At 39.7% G+C, this 14094-nt stretch carries 14 protein-coding genes and 1 pseudogene; 10 read left to right on the top strand and 5 right to left on the bottom strand.

The window, feature by feature from the left end:
• Nucleotides 1-30 precede the first annotated feature (30 nt).
• On the top strand, nt 31-798 hold the full coding sequence (locus C3F34_RS09530) for a ThiF family adenylyltransferase (protein ID WP_016166167.1): 768 nt from the start codon (nt 31-33) through the stop codon (nt 796-798).
• A 414-nt stretch (nt 799-1212) separates the two neighbouring features.
• On the opposite strand, the gene C3F34_RS20410 is transcribed toward C3F34_RS09530, so the two are convergent.
• Nucleotides 1213-1350, bottom strand: a complete 138-nt coding sequence (locus C3F34_RS20410) for a hypothetical protein (protein WP_016166166.1) — start codon at nt 1348-1350, stop codon at nt 1213-1215.
• A gap of 100 nt (nt 1351-1450) precedes the next feature.
• Between C3F34_RS20410 and C3F34_RS09535 the strand changes: the two genes are divergently transcribed.
• Complete coding sequence (locus tag C3F34_RS09535; protein WP_044739006.1) at nt 1451-2341, top strand: LysR family transcriptional regulator; 891 nt, start codon at nt 1451-1453, stop codon at nt 2339-2341.
• Nucleotides 2342-2408: 67 nt separating this feature from the next.
• Here C3F34_RS09535 and dusA read toward each other — a convergent pair whose 3' ends face one another.
• Nucleotides 2409-3425, bottom strand: coding sequence for a tRNA dihydrouridine(20/20a) synthase DusA (gene dusA, locus C3F34_RS09540; protein ID WP_104441463.1), 1017 nt, complete (start codon nt 3423-3425; stop codon nt 2409-2411).
• Between the two features lie 121 nt (nt 3426-3546).
• On the opposite strand from dusA, the pseudogene C3F34_RS09545 reads away from it, so the two are divergent.
• The 4 genes and pseudogenes from C3F34_RS09545 to C3F34_RS09560 form a co-directional block, all read left to right on the top strand.
• A pseudogene (locus tag C3F34_RS09545) lies at nt 3547-3956 on the top strand (integrase); the annotation flags it as partial.
• 732 nt (nt 3957-4688) lie between these two features.
• Nucleotides 4689-5954, top strand: a complete 1266-nt coding sequence (locus C3F34_RS09550; RefSeq protein ID WP_104441464.1) for an anaerobic sulfatase maturase — start codon at nt 4689-4691, stop codon at nt 5952-5954.
• Nucleotides 5955-6075: 121 nt separating this feature from the next.
• Complete coding sequence (locus C3F34_RS09555; protein ID WP_104441465.1) at nt 6076-7626, top strand: arylsulfatase; 1551 nt, start codon at nt 6076-6078, stop codon at nt 7624-7626.
• Nucleotides 7627-7790: 164 nt separating this feature from the next.
• Entirely contained in the window at nt 7791-8435 is a 645-nt protein-coding gene (locus tag C3F34_RS09560; RefSeq protein WP_104441466.1) for a HEPN domain-containing protein, read from the top strand.
• 61 nt (nt 8436-8496) lie between these two features.
• On the opposite strand, the gene C3F34_RS09565 is transcribed toward C3F34_RS09560, so the two are convergent.
• Together C3F34_RS09565 and C3F34_RS09570 are read right to left on the bottom strand one after the other, a co-directional pair.
• The gene (locus C3F34_RS09565; RefSeq protein WP_044738985.1) at nt 8497-9705 is read right to left on the bottom strand and encodes an MFS transporter; all 1209 of its coding nucleotides are present in this window, start codon (nt 9703-9705) and stop codon (nt 8497-8499) included.
• A 21-nt stretch (nt 9706-9726) separates the two neighbouring features.
• Entirely contained in the window at nt 9727-10149 is a 423-nt protein-coding gene (locus C3F34_RS09570) for a RidA family protein (protein ID WP_016166162.1), read from the bottom strand.
• Nucleotides 10150-10216: 67 nt separating this feature from the next.
• Between C3F34_RS09570 and soxR the strand changes: the two genes are divergently transcribed.
• Entirely contained in the window at nt 10217-10744 is a 528-nt protein-coding gene (gene soxR / locus C3F34_RS09575) for a redox-sensitive transcriptional activator SoxR (protein WP_044738984.1), read from the top strand.
• 32 nt (nt 10745-10776) lie between these two features.
• Here soxR and C3F34_RS09580 read toward each other — a convergent pair whose 3' ends face one another.
• Nucleotides 10777-11703, bottom strand: coding sequence for a DMT family transporter (locus C3F34_RS09580; RefSeq protein WP_104441467.1), 927 nt, complete (start codon nt 11701-11703; stop codon nt 10777-10779).
• A gap of 294 nt (nt 11704-11997) precedes the next feature.
• On the opposite strand from C3F34_RS09580, the gene C3F34_RS20270 reads away from it, so the two are divergent.
• The 3 genes from C3F34_RS20270 to C3F34_RS09595 all read left to right on the top strand — a co-directional run bounded on the left by C3F34_RS20270 (nt 11998) and on the right by C3F34_RS09595 (nt 14091).
• Nucleotides 11998-12507, top strand: a complete 510-nt coding sequence (locus C3F34_RS20270; protein ID WP_158654345.1) for a hypothetical protein — start codon at nt 11998-12000, stop codon at nt 12505-12507.
• Nucleotides 12508-12628: 121 nt separating this feature from the next.
• Complete coding sequence (locus C3F34_RS09590) at nt 12629-13756, top strand: Re/Si-specific NAD(P)(+) transhydrogenase subunit alpha (protein ID WP_016166158.1); 1128 nt, start codon at nt 12629-12631, stop codon at nt 13754-13756.
• Between the two features lie 11 nt (nt 13757-13767).
• Nucleotides 13768-14091 carry a proton-translocating transhydrogenase family protein gene (locus C3F34_RS09595; RefSeq protein ID WP_004692331.1) on the top strand — a complete coding sequence of 108 codons (324 nt, stop codon included), beginning with the start codon at nt 13768-13770 and terminating at the stop codon, nt 14089-14091.
• Nucleotides 14092-14094 lie beyond the last annotated feature (3 nt).

A 14094-nucleotide genomic window follows, 5' to 3' on the forward strand; every position in this document is an offset into this window, starting at 1 on the left:
TCGCGATTCTTTTTCTGATTTGATCTCCCTATGACTGATTTACTCCTAGATGATGAATATGACCGCCGTTTTGCTGGCGTAGCTAAAATTTATGGAGAACCAGCATTTCAAGGGTATGAACAAAGTCATGTCATGGTGATTGGAATTGGTGGCGTTGGTTCTTGGGCAGTGGAAGCCTTGGCGCGTACAGGTATTGGTGAGCTGACCTTGGTCGATATGGATGTGGTTGCAGCCTCAAATATTAATCGTCAATTACCTGCGATGACATCAACACTGGGCTGTGAAAAAATTGAAGTCATGGCAGAACGTTGCCGCTCAATTAATCCGAAAATTAAAATTAATCTGATTGATGATTATTTAACGCCAGACAATGTCAAAGAGTTGCTCAGCAATGCCCCTGATTTAATTTTAGACTGCATTGATGATGTCAAAGCCAAATTGGCGCTGATGTTACATTGCCGTTTTAATAAAATTCCGTTAATTGTTTCGGGAGGTGCTGGCGGTAAGCTTGATCCACTAAAAATTCGAGTCGCAGATTTATCCAAAACTGAACAAGATCCGATGTTAGCCAAATTGCGTGCGCAGTTGCGTTCGAAAGGGATTTGTAAGAAACCTAAAGAAAAATTTGGAATTACTTGTGTGTATTCGATTGATAATCCATTTTCCAGTGCGGATGTTTGTCCAAGTGCTGGTTTGCGCTGTGGTGGTTATGGTTCGGCAGTCGTGGTCACGTCTAGTTTTGCTATGATTGCAGTCGCAGAAGTACTAAAAAAATTAGATCACATCAAAGCGAAGTAACAAGGCTGATTTTAGGTTTAATTGGGCGACATAGATCAATATATTTATGTCACCCATAGCTGATAAAAAATTTAAATGAATAGAAAAAAGAAAAAGAGTTTTTAAACTTATCAAGTTCTTAAAACACACCTACGAATGAATTGCAAATATAGTGCAAAAGAACATCTTTTTTAAAAAGATGTTGTTTGGAGATGCAATTACAAGGAAATGTATTGAATATTCCGATGATTTTTGAACTCAGAAAAACCTTATGTCACACCAATATAGAAAAGTATGCCTTAGTGAAATCCTGCATACGCCTAGAAACAAATTTTTTGCACAATTATAGATGGTCATGGGTTGGCTAGAGATCGGAAACAGTCGAGACTTTTTCTATGCCAAGCCAAATGAATATAGTTGAAGCATCGATAGAAATTAGTCTTGTAAAAAAGACCACTCGATTGGCTGTGTGCTTTTTCCCGTTTGTTTCGCAATAAAACCATCGTAAAAATTGAGCAATAGAAGCGCACCGATGATGCCAATTAGCACCAATATTTGTTTGGATAAACCCATTTTCTTTCTCTTATCTAAGCTACTTAAGCCCAGTCTAGTTAAATTAATTAATCTAATCTAATATAGAAAAAATAACTGTTAATCTAATTTTGAGATGATAATGGCAACACTTAAGCAATTTAATTATCTGATTAGCATTGTTGAGGAAGGCGGTTTTATCGCGGCTTCTGAAAAGTTATTCATTGCCCAATCTGCTTTGAGCCGACAGATCAAGCTTTTGGAAGAAGAAGTTGGATTTGAAATTTTTGATCGGGCTGATAAAAAAATAAAACTCACTAAAGCGGGGCAATTTTTTTATGCTCAGCTTAAAAATAATGTGCTGAACTTAGAACATATTATTGAAAAATCTAAAGATATTGCAGACGGGAAAAATCGACTCATTAAAATTGCACACTCAAGTACCGTTACAATGAGTTTCGAAAAAGTCAAAGTATTTAATCAAGCTTCAAGGCACCTCAATGTGCATTTTGAGCTGAATACTTTATCTTCTGAAGACCAAGTTCTTGCACTTAAGAATGGCAATATTGATGTCGGTTTTATTCGTCCCCCTGTTTTAAATCACCTAGATGAGTTACATGTAGAAAAGCTTTACCATGAGCCCTTGTATGTTGCCCTGTATCCAAGCCATATTTTGGCGATGGAGAAAAGCATCAAAATTCAGCAGTTAAGACACGAAAAGTTTGTCTCGACACCGCATGCTGAACGGGGTGGGCTCAGTTATTTGGTCTCAAACCTTTGTCTCGGTGCGGGTTTTACACCTCAAAAAGCACCGATTCAGTCTCGTAAAGTGTCCCAACTTCAGTTGGTTGCCGCCGAGATTGGAATTTGTATTGTTCCAGAAGAATTTACTGATATTTTGCCTGAACAAGTGAGGCTCATTCCTTTAGAGGCTGCAAATAGTTTGTCCGATGTCGTAATGATTTGGAATAAAAATGCAGATGAAGTGATACAGAAAAGTGCTGAATATTTACGACATCATTTGCAACGATGATCTCTAAAGATCATCGTTAGATTCACCAGATACCGAGTTTTTTAACAGAGTAAATCTTGAATTGTGATTAGACGGATTGTTCTCGTAAATAATCCTCAGTTCGTTTCATCGCTTCTTTAATGTTGATGATTGCATTTTCTACATCAGCAAATGTTTTGGCATTGCCACCGCTGAGTGCCTGACGCCACTTGCGTGCACCTGGCAAGTTCTGGAATAAACCGAGAATATGACGAGTCAAAATTGACAAAGGTGCACCTTCAGCCATGCGTTTCGAAATATAAGGCAGCATTTGCTCCATAATTTCAAAACGGTCTGGTGCATCCAGTTGCCAAAGTTGTCCAAGTTCTGCCAATAAATATGGGTTGTGATAGGCTTCACGACCAATCATGACACCATCTACATGCTGTAAATGTTGTTCTGTTTCGGCAAAGGTTTTAATTCCACCGTTAATTTCGATGAGTAATTCTGGATGTTCCTGCTTGAGGCGATAGACATCTTCATAACGTAGCGGAGGAACTTCACGGTTTTCTTTTGGAGATAAACCCTGCAATAACGCAATACGCGCATGCACGATAAAATTATCACAACCTGTTTTAGCGACTGTATCGACAAAATGCAGCATTTCTTCATATGAGTGCATGTCATCAATGCCGATACGATGTTTTACGGTGACAGGAATATCCACTGCATTGCGCATTTCGGCAATACATTCTGCGACTAAGTCAGGCTCTGCCATTAAACATGCACCAATCTTATTGTTCTGTACGCGGTCGCTTGGGCAGCCAACATTTAAGTTAATTTCATCGTAGCCCCAGTCTTGCGCCATTTTGCTACAGGTTGCAAGGTCTTTGGGGTTCGAGCCACCGAGCTGCAAAACAATTGGGTGTTCTTCATGGTTAAAGTCAAGATGGCGTTTGGCATCACCAAAAAGAATGGCACCAGTAGTGACCATTTCAGTATATAAAATCACATTCGGATTAAATAAACGCGCAAAAAAACGGTAGTCTTTGGTTGTCCAATCCATCATCGGTGCAACACTGATTCGCGGAGATTGAGTGTTTTCAATGTTTTTTAAATTAGTCATTAAAAATCATACCTTTAATCTATATTTCGCAGTCTGCGCGAATCTATGTGACCCTATATTTAGGTGGGTGAATCAGTTTGGATTTACACCATAATCAAAAAAACAGTTTGTGGTGTAAATTATGGGCTCAATGACAGCAAGGAAAGGTGCAGATGGTAAATTGAACTATCGTGCTACGATCCGAATCAATATCGGAAGAGCTTTCCTACTTTTTTGAAAATGATAGATTTCATTCAAAAACATGGGTTGAAAACTTCGTTAAGAAACGAGAGGTCGAAATTTAAAAACATCCTGATATTTTGCTTGGCAAAGAAAAGCTGATTGATTTGACTTGATCAGATGCCATAGGTAAATATTGGGATGAAGTCAGGAGCGATTACGAAGAACGAAACGCTATTCTTTGCTCTTAATCAAGAAGCTGCCAATCGCGCGCAATATTATCACAAAAATAAAATCTGTACATTTCGTTGAGTAGGTTGCTTTAAGAAAGGGAGACATTCTTATATGGAACCTATTGCGACTAGTACTCAGTAATATGAGCTTTTACATGTTCGTACTGTACTTTCTTATGTCGTTATTATGTGGGAGCGTAGAACGCTATTTCTGAGAATGAAAATGCGAGTCAACAATTTGAATAACTGATTCAAGCCAAGAAGTAGATGGCAGAACGGACAATATGTAAAGTGGGTTTAGTAATGTTGAAAAGTATGAGACTTCTCGCAGTTTAAATAGCAAGGCTTTAGTCAAATCATACCCTGAATATTTCAGTCAAGTTTCACGTCAAAACAGGATTCAAGGTATTTGAATATCTATATTGATCTTGGTTAAAACAGATTTAGCCTAAGTAGAATACAAAATTCCACATCAAAAATTCCATGCCTATGTATGAGATTTTTGACATCTATTTAATTTTATTCAATCGATTACCATTCTTTTGGGTGGTTTTATCTGTTTAAAATTTGATATTTTCTAAAAAACCATGTCCCGTGCCAGATAGGTCAATATTCTAAAATGTCACTCAAATGGAATGAGTATATTCAGGATATCTTGCATCAATATGGGCTAGGCAACATCACATCTGGATGATGAATATGGCAATAAGTTGATAATGCGTTTTTTGTGTAGTCAAAATCTCGATCAGCTTTTATCGCAAAGCAGAATTCTTGATGAATTCAACGTTATACGCTAGCCAGCTTTATCGACTACGTCGATTTAATTCATTTCAGTACCTTTAAAGATTATCGCAGGTTTAGGGATGACAAGATGCGCATAATACCGATACAGGCAGCTTCCCCGCGGCTAAGAACAATACAAGTACAGGGGCAAACCTACCGTTACCATGTGATGGTTAAACCCTCAGGTGCACAGTGTAATTTGGACTGCAGTTATTGCTTTTATTTGCATAAGCAAGACATGTTACATCAACCAAAAACTCCACGTATGGCAGAGTCCATGCTTGAGTTACATATTAAGCAATACATAGAAGCTCAAACAGGCAACGAAGTAGTCTTTAGCTGGCAGGGTGGCGAACCGACCTTAATGGGCTTAGGCTTCTTCCAACGTATGGTCGAATTACAAAAAAAATATGCTAAACCCTATCAAACGATCGAAAATGACTTACAAACCAATGGCATCCTACTAGACGAAAACTGGTGTGTTTTTCTGAAGAAAAACAATTTTCTGGTGGGATTATCCATAGATGGCCCCGCAGACCTGCATGACATCCATCGCTACAACAAAGGGGGCAAACCAACACATGCCAAAGTCATGCACGCAGCGCAATTACTCCATCAACACCATGTACTGTTTAATGCCTTGTGTGTGGTGAATCGAGACAACAGTAAAAAACCGCTAGAGGTTTACCATTTCCTACGAGACCAAGTACAACCCCACATGATCCAGTTCATTCCGGGTATGGAAAGCGCGCAATTCCAACAAACAGCCCCCGGACACTGGAACCCGAAAGCCCTACCGAAACTCGGTAGTTCGGCAGCACAGCCAGGTACAACCGATTCAGTAGTAACGGATTGGTCGATTGCCGCGGATGACTGGGGCATATTTCTTTCAACCGTGTGGCAAGACTGGTTAGCGCATGATTTTGGACAAGTATTTATCGACCAGTTCGAAAATGTGATTTCCATGATGTTCGGCTATGGTGCACAGAAATGCGTGTCTGGACAAATCTGTGGCAAATCCTTGGCGATAGAACACAATGGTGACCTATTTTCCTGTGACCACTTTGTTTATCCAGAATACAAGCTGGGCAATATCCAAGAGATTCATCAAGGTGATTTAGTCTTTTCAGAACGACAAAAGAAATTCGCCTATGCGAAGTCAAATAGCTTACCTGAATACTGCAAAAAATGTCCGTATCTTCAACTATGTTGGGGAGATTGTCCGAAAGACCGTTTCTTAAAAACGCCAGAAGGAGAAGTGGGCCTTCATTACCTATGTTCAGGCTTAAAGAAATTTTTTCATACCGCAACGACATCGAAGCATGACATTGCGAAACGTTTACAACCACATTAGAAAATCTGTTGTAACTCATGGGGCGGGATTTAGCCCTTATATGCTGAACCATCAAATCGTTGTCTGCATAAAACGGTTTGAAAATATGTTTTTAGTTTCAAAAATCTGTTAAGGAAAACACATGCGTAAAAATATTATTTCACGTTGCATCGCTTTGGCTGGCGGAGCCTTGCTTTCAACAGCTCTCGTGGCAAAACCACCCAATATTTTGGTGATTATGTCGGATGATGTAGGCTTTACCAACGTCAGTGCGTATAGCCATGGTGTAATGGGATATAACACACCAAATATTGATCGAATTGCCAAAGAAGGCATTATGTTTACCGATCATTATGCTCAACCCAGTTCAACTGCAGGCCGTGCAGCATTTATTACAGGACAATATCCAATTCGTAGTGGTATGACTACCGTTGGTCGTCCTGGTTCTCCATTAGGCATTCAAGCTATCACACCAACTTTGGCAGAAGTACTCAAGCCATTGGGTTATATGAGTGGTCAGTTTGGTAAAAATCACCTAGGTGATCGTAATGAACATTTACCAACCGTGCATGGTTTTGACGAGTTCTTTGGGAACTTGTACCACTTAAATACAGAAGAAGAACCAGAGCAGTTTGACTATCCAAAAGACCCAGAGTTCCATAAAAAATATGGTACACGTGGTGTTCTTCACTGTTATGCATCAACAACAGATGATGAAACTACAGACCCTCGTTTTGGGAAAATGGGTAAACAAAAGTGTGAAGACACGGGGGCACTTACGCGTAAACGCATGGAAACTGTGGATGATGAATTTATCGCAGCCAGTGTTGATTTCATGAAGCGCAGTAAAAAATCGGACAAGCCATTTTTTGTATGGTTAAACCCAAGCCGTATGCATATGTATACACATTTACGTGATTCTCATCGCTATTTAGCCGCGAAAGCAACATCTGAAGATGATTTGTATGGAAGCGGTATGATTGAACATGATATGCAAGTAGGGCAACTGTTGGATGATATGAAGAAGATGGGTGTATTAGATAACACCATCATTGTTTATACCACAGATAATGGTCCAGAACACAGTGCCAAAAATCATGGTGGTACCACACCTTTTCGTGGTGAAAAAATGACCACATATGAGGGTGGTGTGCGTGTGCCTATGATGGTTCGTTGGCCTGGGCATATTCCTGCGGGTCAGGTGAAAACTGGGATTCAAGCCAATATGGATTTGTTTACGACTTTGGCAGCCGCAGCGGGTGATTCAAATGTGGTCGAAGAAATGAAAACCAAGCGTAAGCAATATATTGATGGTGTCAATAATCTAGATTATTGGACCGGTAAGTCTGAGGAAAGTAAGCGTAATAATTTCCTGTATTACCATGAATCAACACTGCGTGCAGTTCGTATTAACCAGTGGAAGGTACATTTCGAAACCAGCGAAAACTATTACGATAGTTATCAAAAGCAAAAATTCCCAATTATGTACAATTTGCGTCAGGATCCATTTGAGTCATTTGATAGCACACGAGACCGTTCGGAAATTATTCAAAGCAAGCAATGGATTTCTGAACCTTTACAGGCATTGATTGGAGAACATATTAAGTCATTGATAGATTATCCACCTGTACAAAAGGCAGCAACGTTTGATTTTAGTGAGCTAATTAAAAATATGCAGGCAGCGAAGAAGTAATTTGCAGAATGAAAAATAGTCCAGTTTGCTGGGCTATTTTTTAGATTTTTTTATTGTTAGATCCATTCCTTTATTGAACGCATCAATACTTGTTTTTTGATTGAGCACGGTCTTCAAATTGGTTATGGTTAATAGAAGATAACAATAAAGAAATGGAGACGGATATGTTAGTACTCGAAGAAGTTTTTAAAAATAAAAAAGCAGAGCATTCCGAAGCCTTTAATTTACGACTGCATCGTGGGATCAGTTGGTTTAAAAAAGCAATGCTGCTTGATGATGATTTGGATTTAAAATTTATCAGTTTATGGATTTCGTTTAATGCTATTTATGCTCGTGAAGGTACAGCATTACAACCACAACAAAGTATGAAGCAATTTTTAACCGCACTGAGTCAGTTAGATCATGAGCACAAGGTTGAGTATGTGTTTGAGCATAAAGCTAAGCAAACTCTTCATTTAATCTTAGATAATCCTTATATTTATCAAGGATTCTGGGACTATCATAATCATAAAATCAGCCAAGTATCTTGGAAAACTGAATTTGAAGCTGAGCAACGAGTCGTGCATCAAGCCCTACAGGGTAGAAAAACTGCAGAGATTTTATCCTTTCTTTTTGCTCGCCTAAATACCTTACGTAATCAAATTTTACAGGGTGGAGTCAGTTATAACAGTGTAGTAAATCGACGTTATATTGCAGATGGTTGCAGTATTTTGTCGATACTGATTCCAATCTTTATGTATATCTTACTGGAAAATGCAGAACAGTTAGATACTGAGAAACCTTTCTATCCTGTTATGCAGGTCTCCTAACTAGATTGTGTCGCATGAGTTGATATTATCTATAACGATATGGCCAACTCATGCAAAAGGCTTAAGGCTGAAAGGTTTCATGTGGACTGAGTGGTTTGTTACAGCTGAGCAAATCAATCAGTGCAAAGATAGCCGCTGCCACAACCAACAAAATACCAACCAGGCAACTCATGCTCCAGCCACCATGATGCCAAGCATAAACGCCTAATGCCGAACCACAGGCTCCGCCAATAAAATACATGGTCATATAAATGGAGTTAATGCGAGATTTGGCATCTGGACGAATGCGGAAAATAATATTCTGGTTACTGCTATGCACCACAGCTAAGCCTAAGTTAATTAAACCATAGCCTAAAATATAACTGATGAGGCTATGTCCACCTAAATATAGGAAATACCAACTGACGGCCATAATCGCGCAACCTGACCAAGTGAGCACGGTGGTATAACCCTGATCTGCTAATTTGCCAACATATTGTGTGGACAGTGCTCCAAATACACCAATCAGTGGAATGACCCCAACCAGTACATCGGGGAGTTGATAGGTTTTAGAGGTCAGCAACAACGCGATGGTTGAAAATAAAATGCTCATGGCTGCAAAGACAAAGCCACCAATTAAAGAACGTAATATGAGACGACGTTCTTGCTGTAATAACAGCCCCATCGACTTAAAGACTTGCGGATAGCTCATTTTAAAAGACATCACATAAGGTAAACGTGATTTCAATAAAAAAGCCAAGATTAAGGTCAAAATACCGCTCAGTGCATAAATCAGTTTCCAGTGAAATAAGTTAGACACAAGCCCCGCTAAACTGGTCGAAAGTAATAAGCCAACCAATAAACCACTCATAAGGAAACCAATGACTTCACCTGTTTTTTCAGGTTTTACCGCCATCGTCGCTAAAGGGATCAGTACTTGGGCTGCGACGGAAAATAGTCCGACGATACTGGTACCCAACCACAGCATAGGTAGGTTGATGGCAAAGGCACAAATAAATAAACCGATTGCCGCGAAGAACATGAGCAACGGAATAAATTTGGTTTTATTGACCATGTCGCCAATCGGAACAATCAGCAATAACCCTAGTGCATAAGACACTTGGGCAAAAGTAACGGTTAAGGCCACTTGTGACTCAGGCACATTAAAATATTGTTGAATTGAATGGATGAGGGGTTGGCAATAATAGTTCGCACCTGCACAAAGACCACAAGCAACTGCCATGAGCCACAGTAGCGGTTTGTCTTGGCTAATATCACGTGGAGAATTCATAAAGTTCCTTGGCTTGTTCGGTTAATTGCAATAAGCGGTTGCTTCAATTTCAATCAGCATTCCTGGTATGGCAAGACACGGAACAGGAATCAGTGTGCAAGCAGGAAAGTTATGTTCTTTCCAGCGCTTTTGTATTTCCTGAATTAAAAACTGATGTTTCTTGGGGCTATGGTCAACCACTAGAACTCTTAAAACAGCAATATCTAAAAATGAAGCATCGGCATGTGCAAGTGCATGCTCTAAATTGGTCATGGCTTGACACAATTGCTCAGCAAAATCTTGAGATAAATGTCCTCGTTGGTTTTCACCACCTTGTCCTGAAATGTGAAGTATACGTGAAAAGTGTCTAACTTCAGCCATGTGACTATAGGCAAAAGGACGCGGATTATAAAGTTTTTTTGGGTTACTTAATTCAAATGGTGCAGGAGATGCGGCATGTTGCATAAAAAATTCTACCTATGTTTGATTTTTGTTAGTATCAAAGCTCAAGTTAACTTGAGGTCAAGCGTTTATGGAAGAAAATCAGCAAACAATGCCATCGGCACAGCAGTGGTTGAGTATTGGTGATTTGGCAAAACGCAGTGATGTCAGTGTTGCTGCTTTACGTTTTTATGAAGAAAAAGAACTGATTTGGAGTGCGCGAACTTCGGGCAATCAACGTCGTTATCAGCGTTCTATGCTAAGACGTATTGCCATTATTAAAGCAGCACAGCAAGTCGGCATTTCATTGCAACAAGTGAAGGTTGCCTTTTCAGCATTACCGAAACAAGGAAATGCCACCAAGCAAGATTGGCAGCAAATGTCACAGCAATGGCAAACCCAGTTAGATCAGCAGATTGTGCATTTATTACAACTGCGACAACAATTGGATTGGTGTATTGGGTGTGGTTGTTTATCCTTAGAGCAATGCCCACTGCGTAACCCGAATGATGTACTCGCTGAAACATCAGCGGGGGCGCACTTTCACGAGCTATTATTGAAGATGAATAGTGAAAACACAGAATGCTCCCTTTCTCCAAAAGACGATGCTTTTCAGTAAAAACCTTGCACGATTACTGATGTTAGCAGGTATTAGTTGGCAAGCTTTTTCTTGGATAAGGTAATCATCATAATTCCGACAATATTGAGTAAACAACCGATCCATTGCCAAAAATTCAAATGTTCATTTAAAAAAGCGACTGCCAATAAAATGGTTAGGATAGGGCCAACCGATGCAATCATGGCGGATTGAGCTGCCCCAAGCCGTGCAATACTTTGCATTAGTAGTACAGTCGGAACGACGGTGACAAAGAAGCCCAGTGCCAAACCATACCAAAGTACGCCAACAGGAAGTTGTTGCACCAATAATAGAGGATGAGGAGTGACCCAAAAAAATTGTACCAGTGTGCCAAGGCAAGCGGTTGTTAAAGCCAGACCTGTAAAATTCCATGAGCCAAATTTTTGAATCAGCGGGGGTGTTAGTAATAGATAGGCAGCAAAGGCGATTGCACTGGCAAACACAAGGCTTGCACCCAGCCAGAAATGTTCTTGAACAGGCGCATGTTGTTGCTCCTGAAGCATCACCAAAACAGTCCCTCCGTAACTAAGCACAATGGCGAGCATACTTTTGACCGAAAGTTTTTGGCGATACAGCACACAAGAAGCCAATACAGTTAAAGTAGGGTAGAGGAATAAGATAATGCGTTCTAAAGACGCACTGATATACATTAAACCTAAAAAGTCCAACCAACTGGCAAAGTAGTACCCCATCAGGCCTGCCACCATGAGCAGCCCCCAATCTTTTGCTTGTAAGCCTTTGCTCTTTTCTCGGTTAAACCAACAGATCAGTAGAAAAAACGGTAAGGCACAAGCCATTCGAAGCGCCATCAAGAGTGTGGCATCCACCAAAGGTGATAAGGCATAAGCTTGTTTAATAAAAATCGCTTTGCTATTGAATAAAAATGCTGCACCAATCGCAAACAAACTGCCAAGTTGGGTGCGAGATAAAGAGAGATTCATGAAATTTAACTTTTTAAAAAGATAGGATGGCTACCGATATGCAGTATAGGCTTTTGGGCTGAAAGAGAAAAATGCAAAAAAATGATCAATCCTCATACTCTTTGGAATGAAAAGACAAAAATACATAGGATAAAGTTATATAAATACATGGCTGTTTTTGCTTCAGAATTGCATAAATATCCAAATACTTTTGCTTTAGTGAGAACTTTCTATAGATACATTTGGATTTTGATTGAGCTGAAAAGAAGATTTTAACGTAATATGAATAATAAATGACCTAAAATAGTGCAAAATATGTCGAATGAAACATATTGCATCATCAGATTAAATGATTTGAAAAGTTTTTTTGAATTAAATTTTCTGCATTATCCGACTTTGGTCATATTTCATATTTATATTAAGAATGAGAAAGCACAAAGGGAAAGCTGCATTTATAGAGAGTCTAATGAGGAGACAAAATTTGAAAATTTCTGCTTAGAATTTATACCATTAAAAAGGTTCGAGATTGACCAAATTGTCATCTCAGTCAATTTTGCAGAGAAAAACTTAAAAATACCTGAAATTTGTATAGTCTCAGGACGATTTTCTTCACAGGGGATGAACAGGAAATTTTGTCAGAAAAACCACTTGTTGTGGTCTAACGCTTATGCTTTTAAAAAAACAAACAAGATTCTGACCCATGAAATAAAACACGAGCCAATTGAACACAGACTCGGTTTTACAATATGCTGGGCAAAACCGAAGAATGATATATCGAATAATTATTTTTATGAATCATCAGTTCAAAATGAGGGTATTTATTAAATAAATATTGGGTGGTAATTTAAAAAAGTTCAATTAGAATCCAAAATTCAACAAGAACACATCCAGAGGGAACATCGTTTCTAACGGTGTTTACTAGAGAAATTTAGCTTGAGGAACGCTCATGCAGATCGGAATCCCTACCGAAACTGTCGTCGGTGAAAATCGTGTAGCTGCTACGCCAGAGACAGTAAAGAAATTGATCAACGCTGGTCATAGTGTGGTCATTCAACGTGGCGCTGGTGTAAAGGCTGCTTATATTGACAGTGCTTATGAACAAGTCGGTGCTAAGATTACAGATGATGCCTATGTGGGCAGTCAGATGATTTTGAAAGTTCGCGCTCCTAAAGGTGAGGAAATTCAAAAGTTAGAGCCAAACACCACTGTAGTTGCAATGTTTGACCCTTACCGCAATACCGAACTAGATCAATTTGCATCGCAAAACGTGTCTGCATTTGCATTGGAATTATTGCCTCGTACTTTATCTCGTGCGCAAAACATGGATGTATTGTCTTCTCAAGCCAACCTTGCAGGTTATAAATCTGTACTTTTGGCGGCGGCAGAATATCAACGTATGTTCCCAATGTTAATGACCGCTGCGGGTACGGTTAAACCAGCTCGTATCGTGATCATGGGTGTAGGGGTTGCGGGTTTACAAGCGATTGCAACTGCAAAACGCTTAGGTGCGGTTGTGGAAGCGACCGATTTGCGCCCAACAGCGAAAGACCAAGTAGAATCTTTAGGCGGCAAGTGGTTAGACGTACCTATGTCTGATGAAGAAAAGCAAAAAGCTGCAGATGCTGCCAAGAATGGTTATGGTTGGATGCCGGGTGAGCAATACATTAAAGACCAAGCTGCGATTGTCGATAAAGCGGTTTCTAATGCCGATATCGTGATTACCACTGCGCTTTTACCTGGTCGTGATGCACCGCGTCTTATTCGTGCTGAAACCGTTGCCAAAATGAAACCAGGCTCTGTCATTTTAGATATGGCAGTTGAAACTGGCGGTAACGTTGAAGGTTCTAAAGTTGGTGAGACAGTGATGACTGAAAATGGTGTGAAAATTTTGGGTGTCCCAAATATTCCATCTACGGTGTCGACTGAAGCTTCAGCACTTTATGCACGTAACGTTTTCAATTTTGTCGAAACATTGTTTGATAAAGATAAAAACTTTGTCTTAAATCAAGAAGATGAAATTCAAAAAGCCCTATTGGTCACTCATGGCAGCCAAGTGCTGTTGAAGCGTGCGTAAGGAGATTTTTCATGGTTGAAACAATTACTATTTTTGTCCTTGCCATCTTCGTAGGTTATTACGTGGTATGGGGCGTAACACCAGCATTACATACTCCGCTTATGGCTGTAACCAATGCTTTGTCATCGATCATCGTGGTGGGTGCAATGATTCAAACTGTGGGGATTCCTGCAATTGGTGTTGATGCGAATGTTGCATTCCAAAGTGTAAATGTTGTGAGCATTCTTGGTGCAATTGCTGTGTTCTTGGCAAGTATCAATATTTTCGGTGGCTTCGCAGTAACCGCACGTATGCTTGAAATGTTTAAGCCAAAGCAAAAGAAAAAAGAGGGCTAATAT

The sequence above is a fragment of the Acinetobacter sp. ACNIH2 genome, from assembly GCF_002934965.1.
GTDB lineage: Bacteria > Pseudomonadota > Gammaproteobacteria > Pseudomonadales > Moraxellaceae > Acinetobacter > Acinetobacter tandoii.

Bases quoted from the DNA above. Each gene is read 5' to 3' on its own strand.
- soxR (WP_044738984.1), top strand. From the start codon at position 10,217: ATGGAAGAAAATCAGCAAACAATGCCATCGGCACAGCAGTGGTTGAGT.
- C3F34_RS09595 (WP_004692331.1), top strand. From the start codon at position 13,768: ATGGTTGAAACAATTACTATTTTTGTCCTTGCCATCTTCGTAGGTTAT.
- C3F34_RS09550 (WP_104441464.1), top strand. From the start codon at position 4,689: ATGCGCATAATACCGATACAGGCAGCTTCCCCGCGGCTAAGAACAATA.
- C3F34_RS09570 (WP_016166162.1), bottom strand. From the start codon at position 10,149: ATGCAACATGCCGCATCTCCTGCACCATTTGAATTAAGTAACCCAAAA.
- dusA (WP_104441463.1), bottom strand. From the start codon at position 3,425: ATGACTAATTTAAAAAACATTGAAAACACTCAATCTCCGCGAATCAGT.
- C3F34_RS20270 (WP_158654345.1), top strand. From the start codon at position 11,998: ATGTCGAATGAAACATATTGCATCATCAGATTAAATGATTTGAAAAGT.
- C3F34_RS09590 (WP_016166158.1), top strand. From the start codon at position 12,629: ATGCAGATCGGAATCCCTACCGAAACTGTCGTCGGTGAAAATCGTGTA.
- C3F34_RS09565 (WP_044738985.1), bottom strand. From the start codon at position 9,705: ATGAATTCTCCACGTGATATTAGCCAAGACAAACCGCTACTGTGGCTC.
- C3F34_RS09530 (WP_016166167.1), top strand. From the start codon at position 31: ATGACTGATTTACTCCTAGATGATGAATATGACCGCCGTTTTGCTGGC.
- C3F34_RS09560 (WP_104441466.1), top strand. From the start codon at position 7,791: ATGTTAGTACTCGAAGAAGTTTTTAAAAATAAAAAAGCAGAGCATTCC.
- C3F34_RS09580 (WP_104441467.1), bottom strand. From the start codon at position 11,703: ATGAATCTCTCTTTATCTCGCACCCAACTTGGCAGTTTGTTTGCGATT.
- C3F34_RS20410 (WP_016166166.1), bottom strand. From the start codon at position 1,350: ATGGGTTTATCCAAACAAATATTGGTGCTAATTGGCATCATCGGTGCG.
- C3F34_RS09535 (WP_044739006.1), top strand. From the start codon at position 1,451: ATGGCAACACTTAAGCAATTTAATTATCTGATTAGCATTGTTGAGGAA.
- C3F34_RS09555 (WP_104441465.1), top strand. From the start codon at position 6,076: ATGCGTAAAAATATTATTTCACGTTGCATCGCTTTGGCTGGCGGAGCC.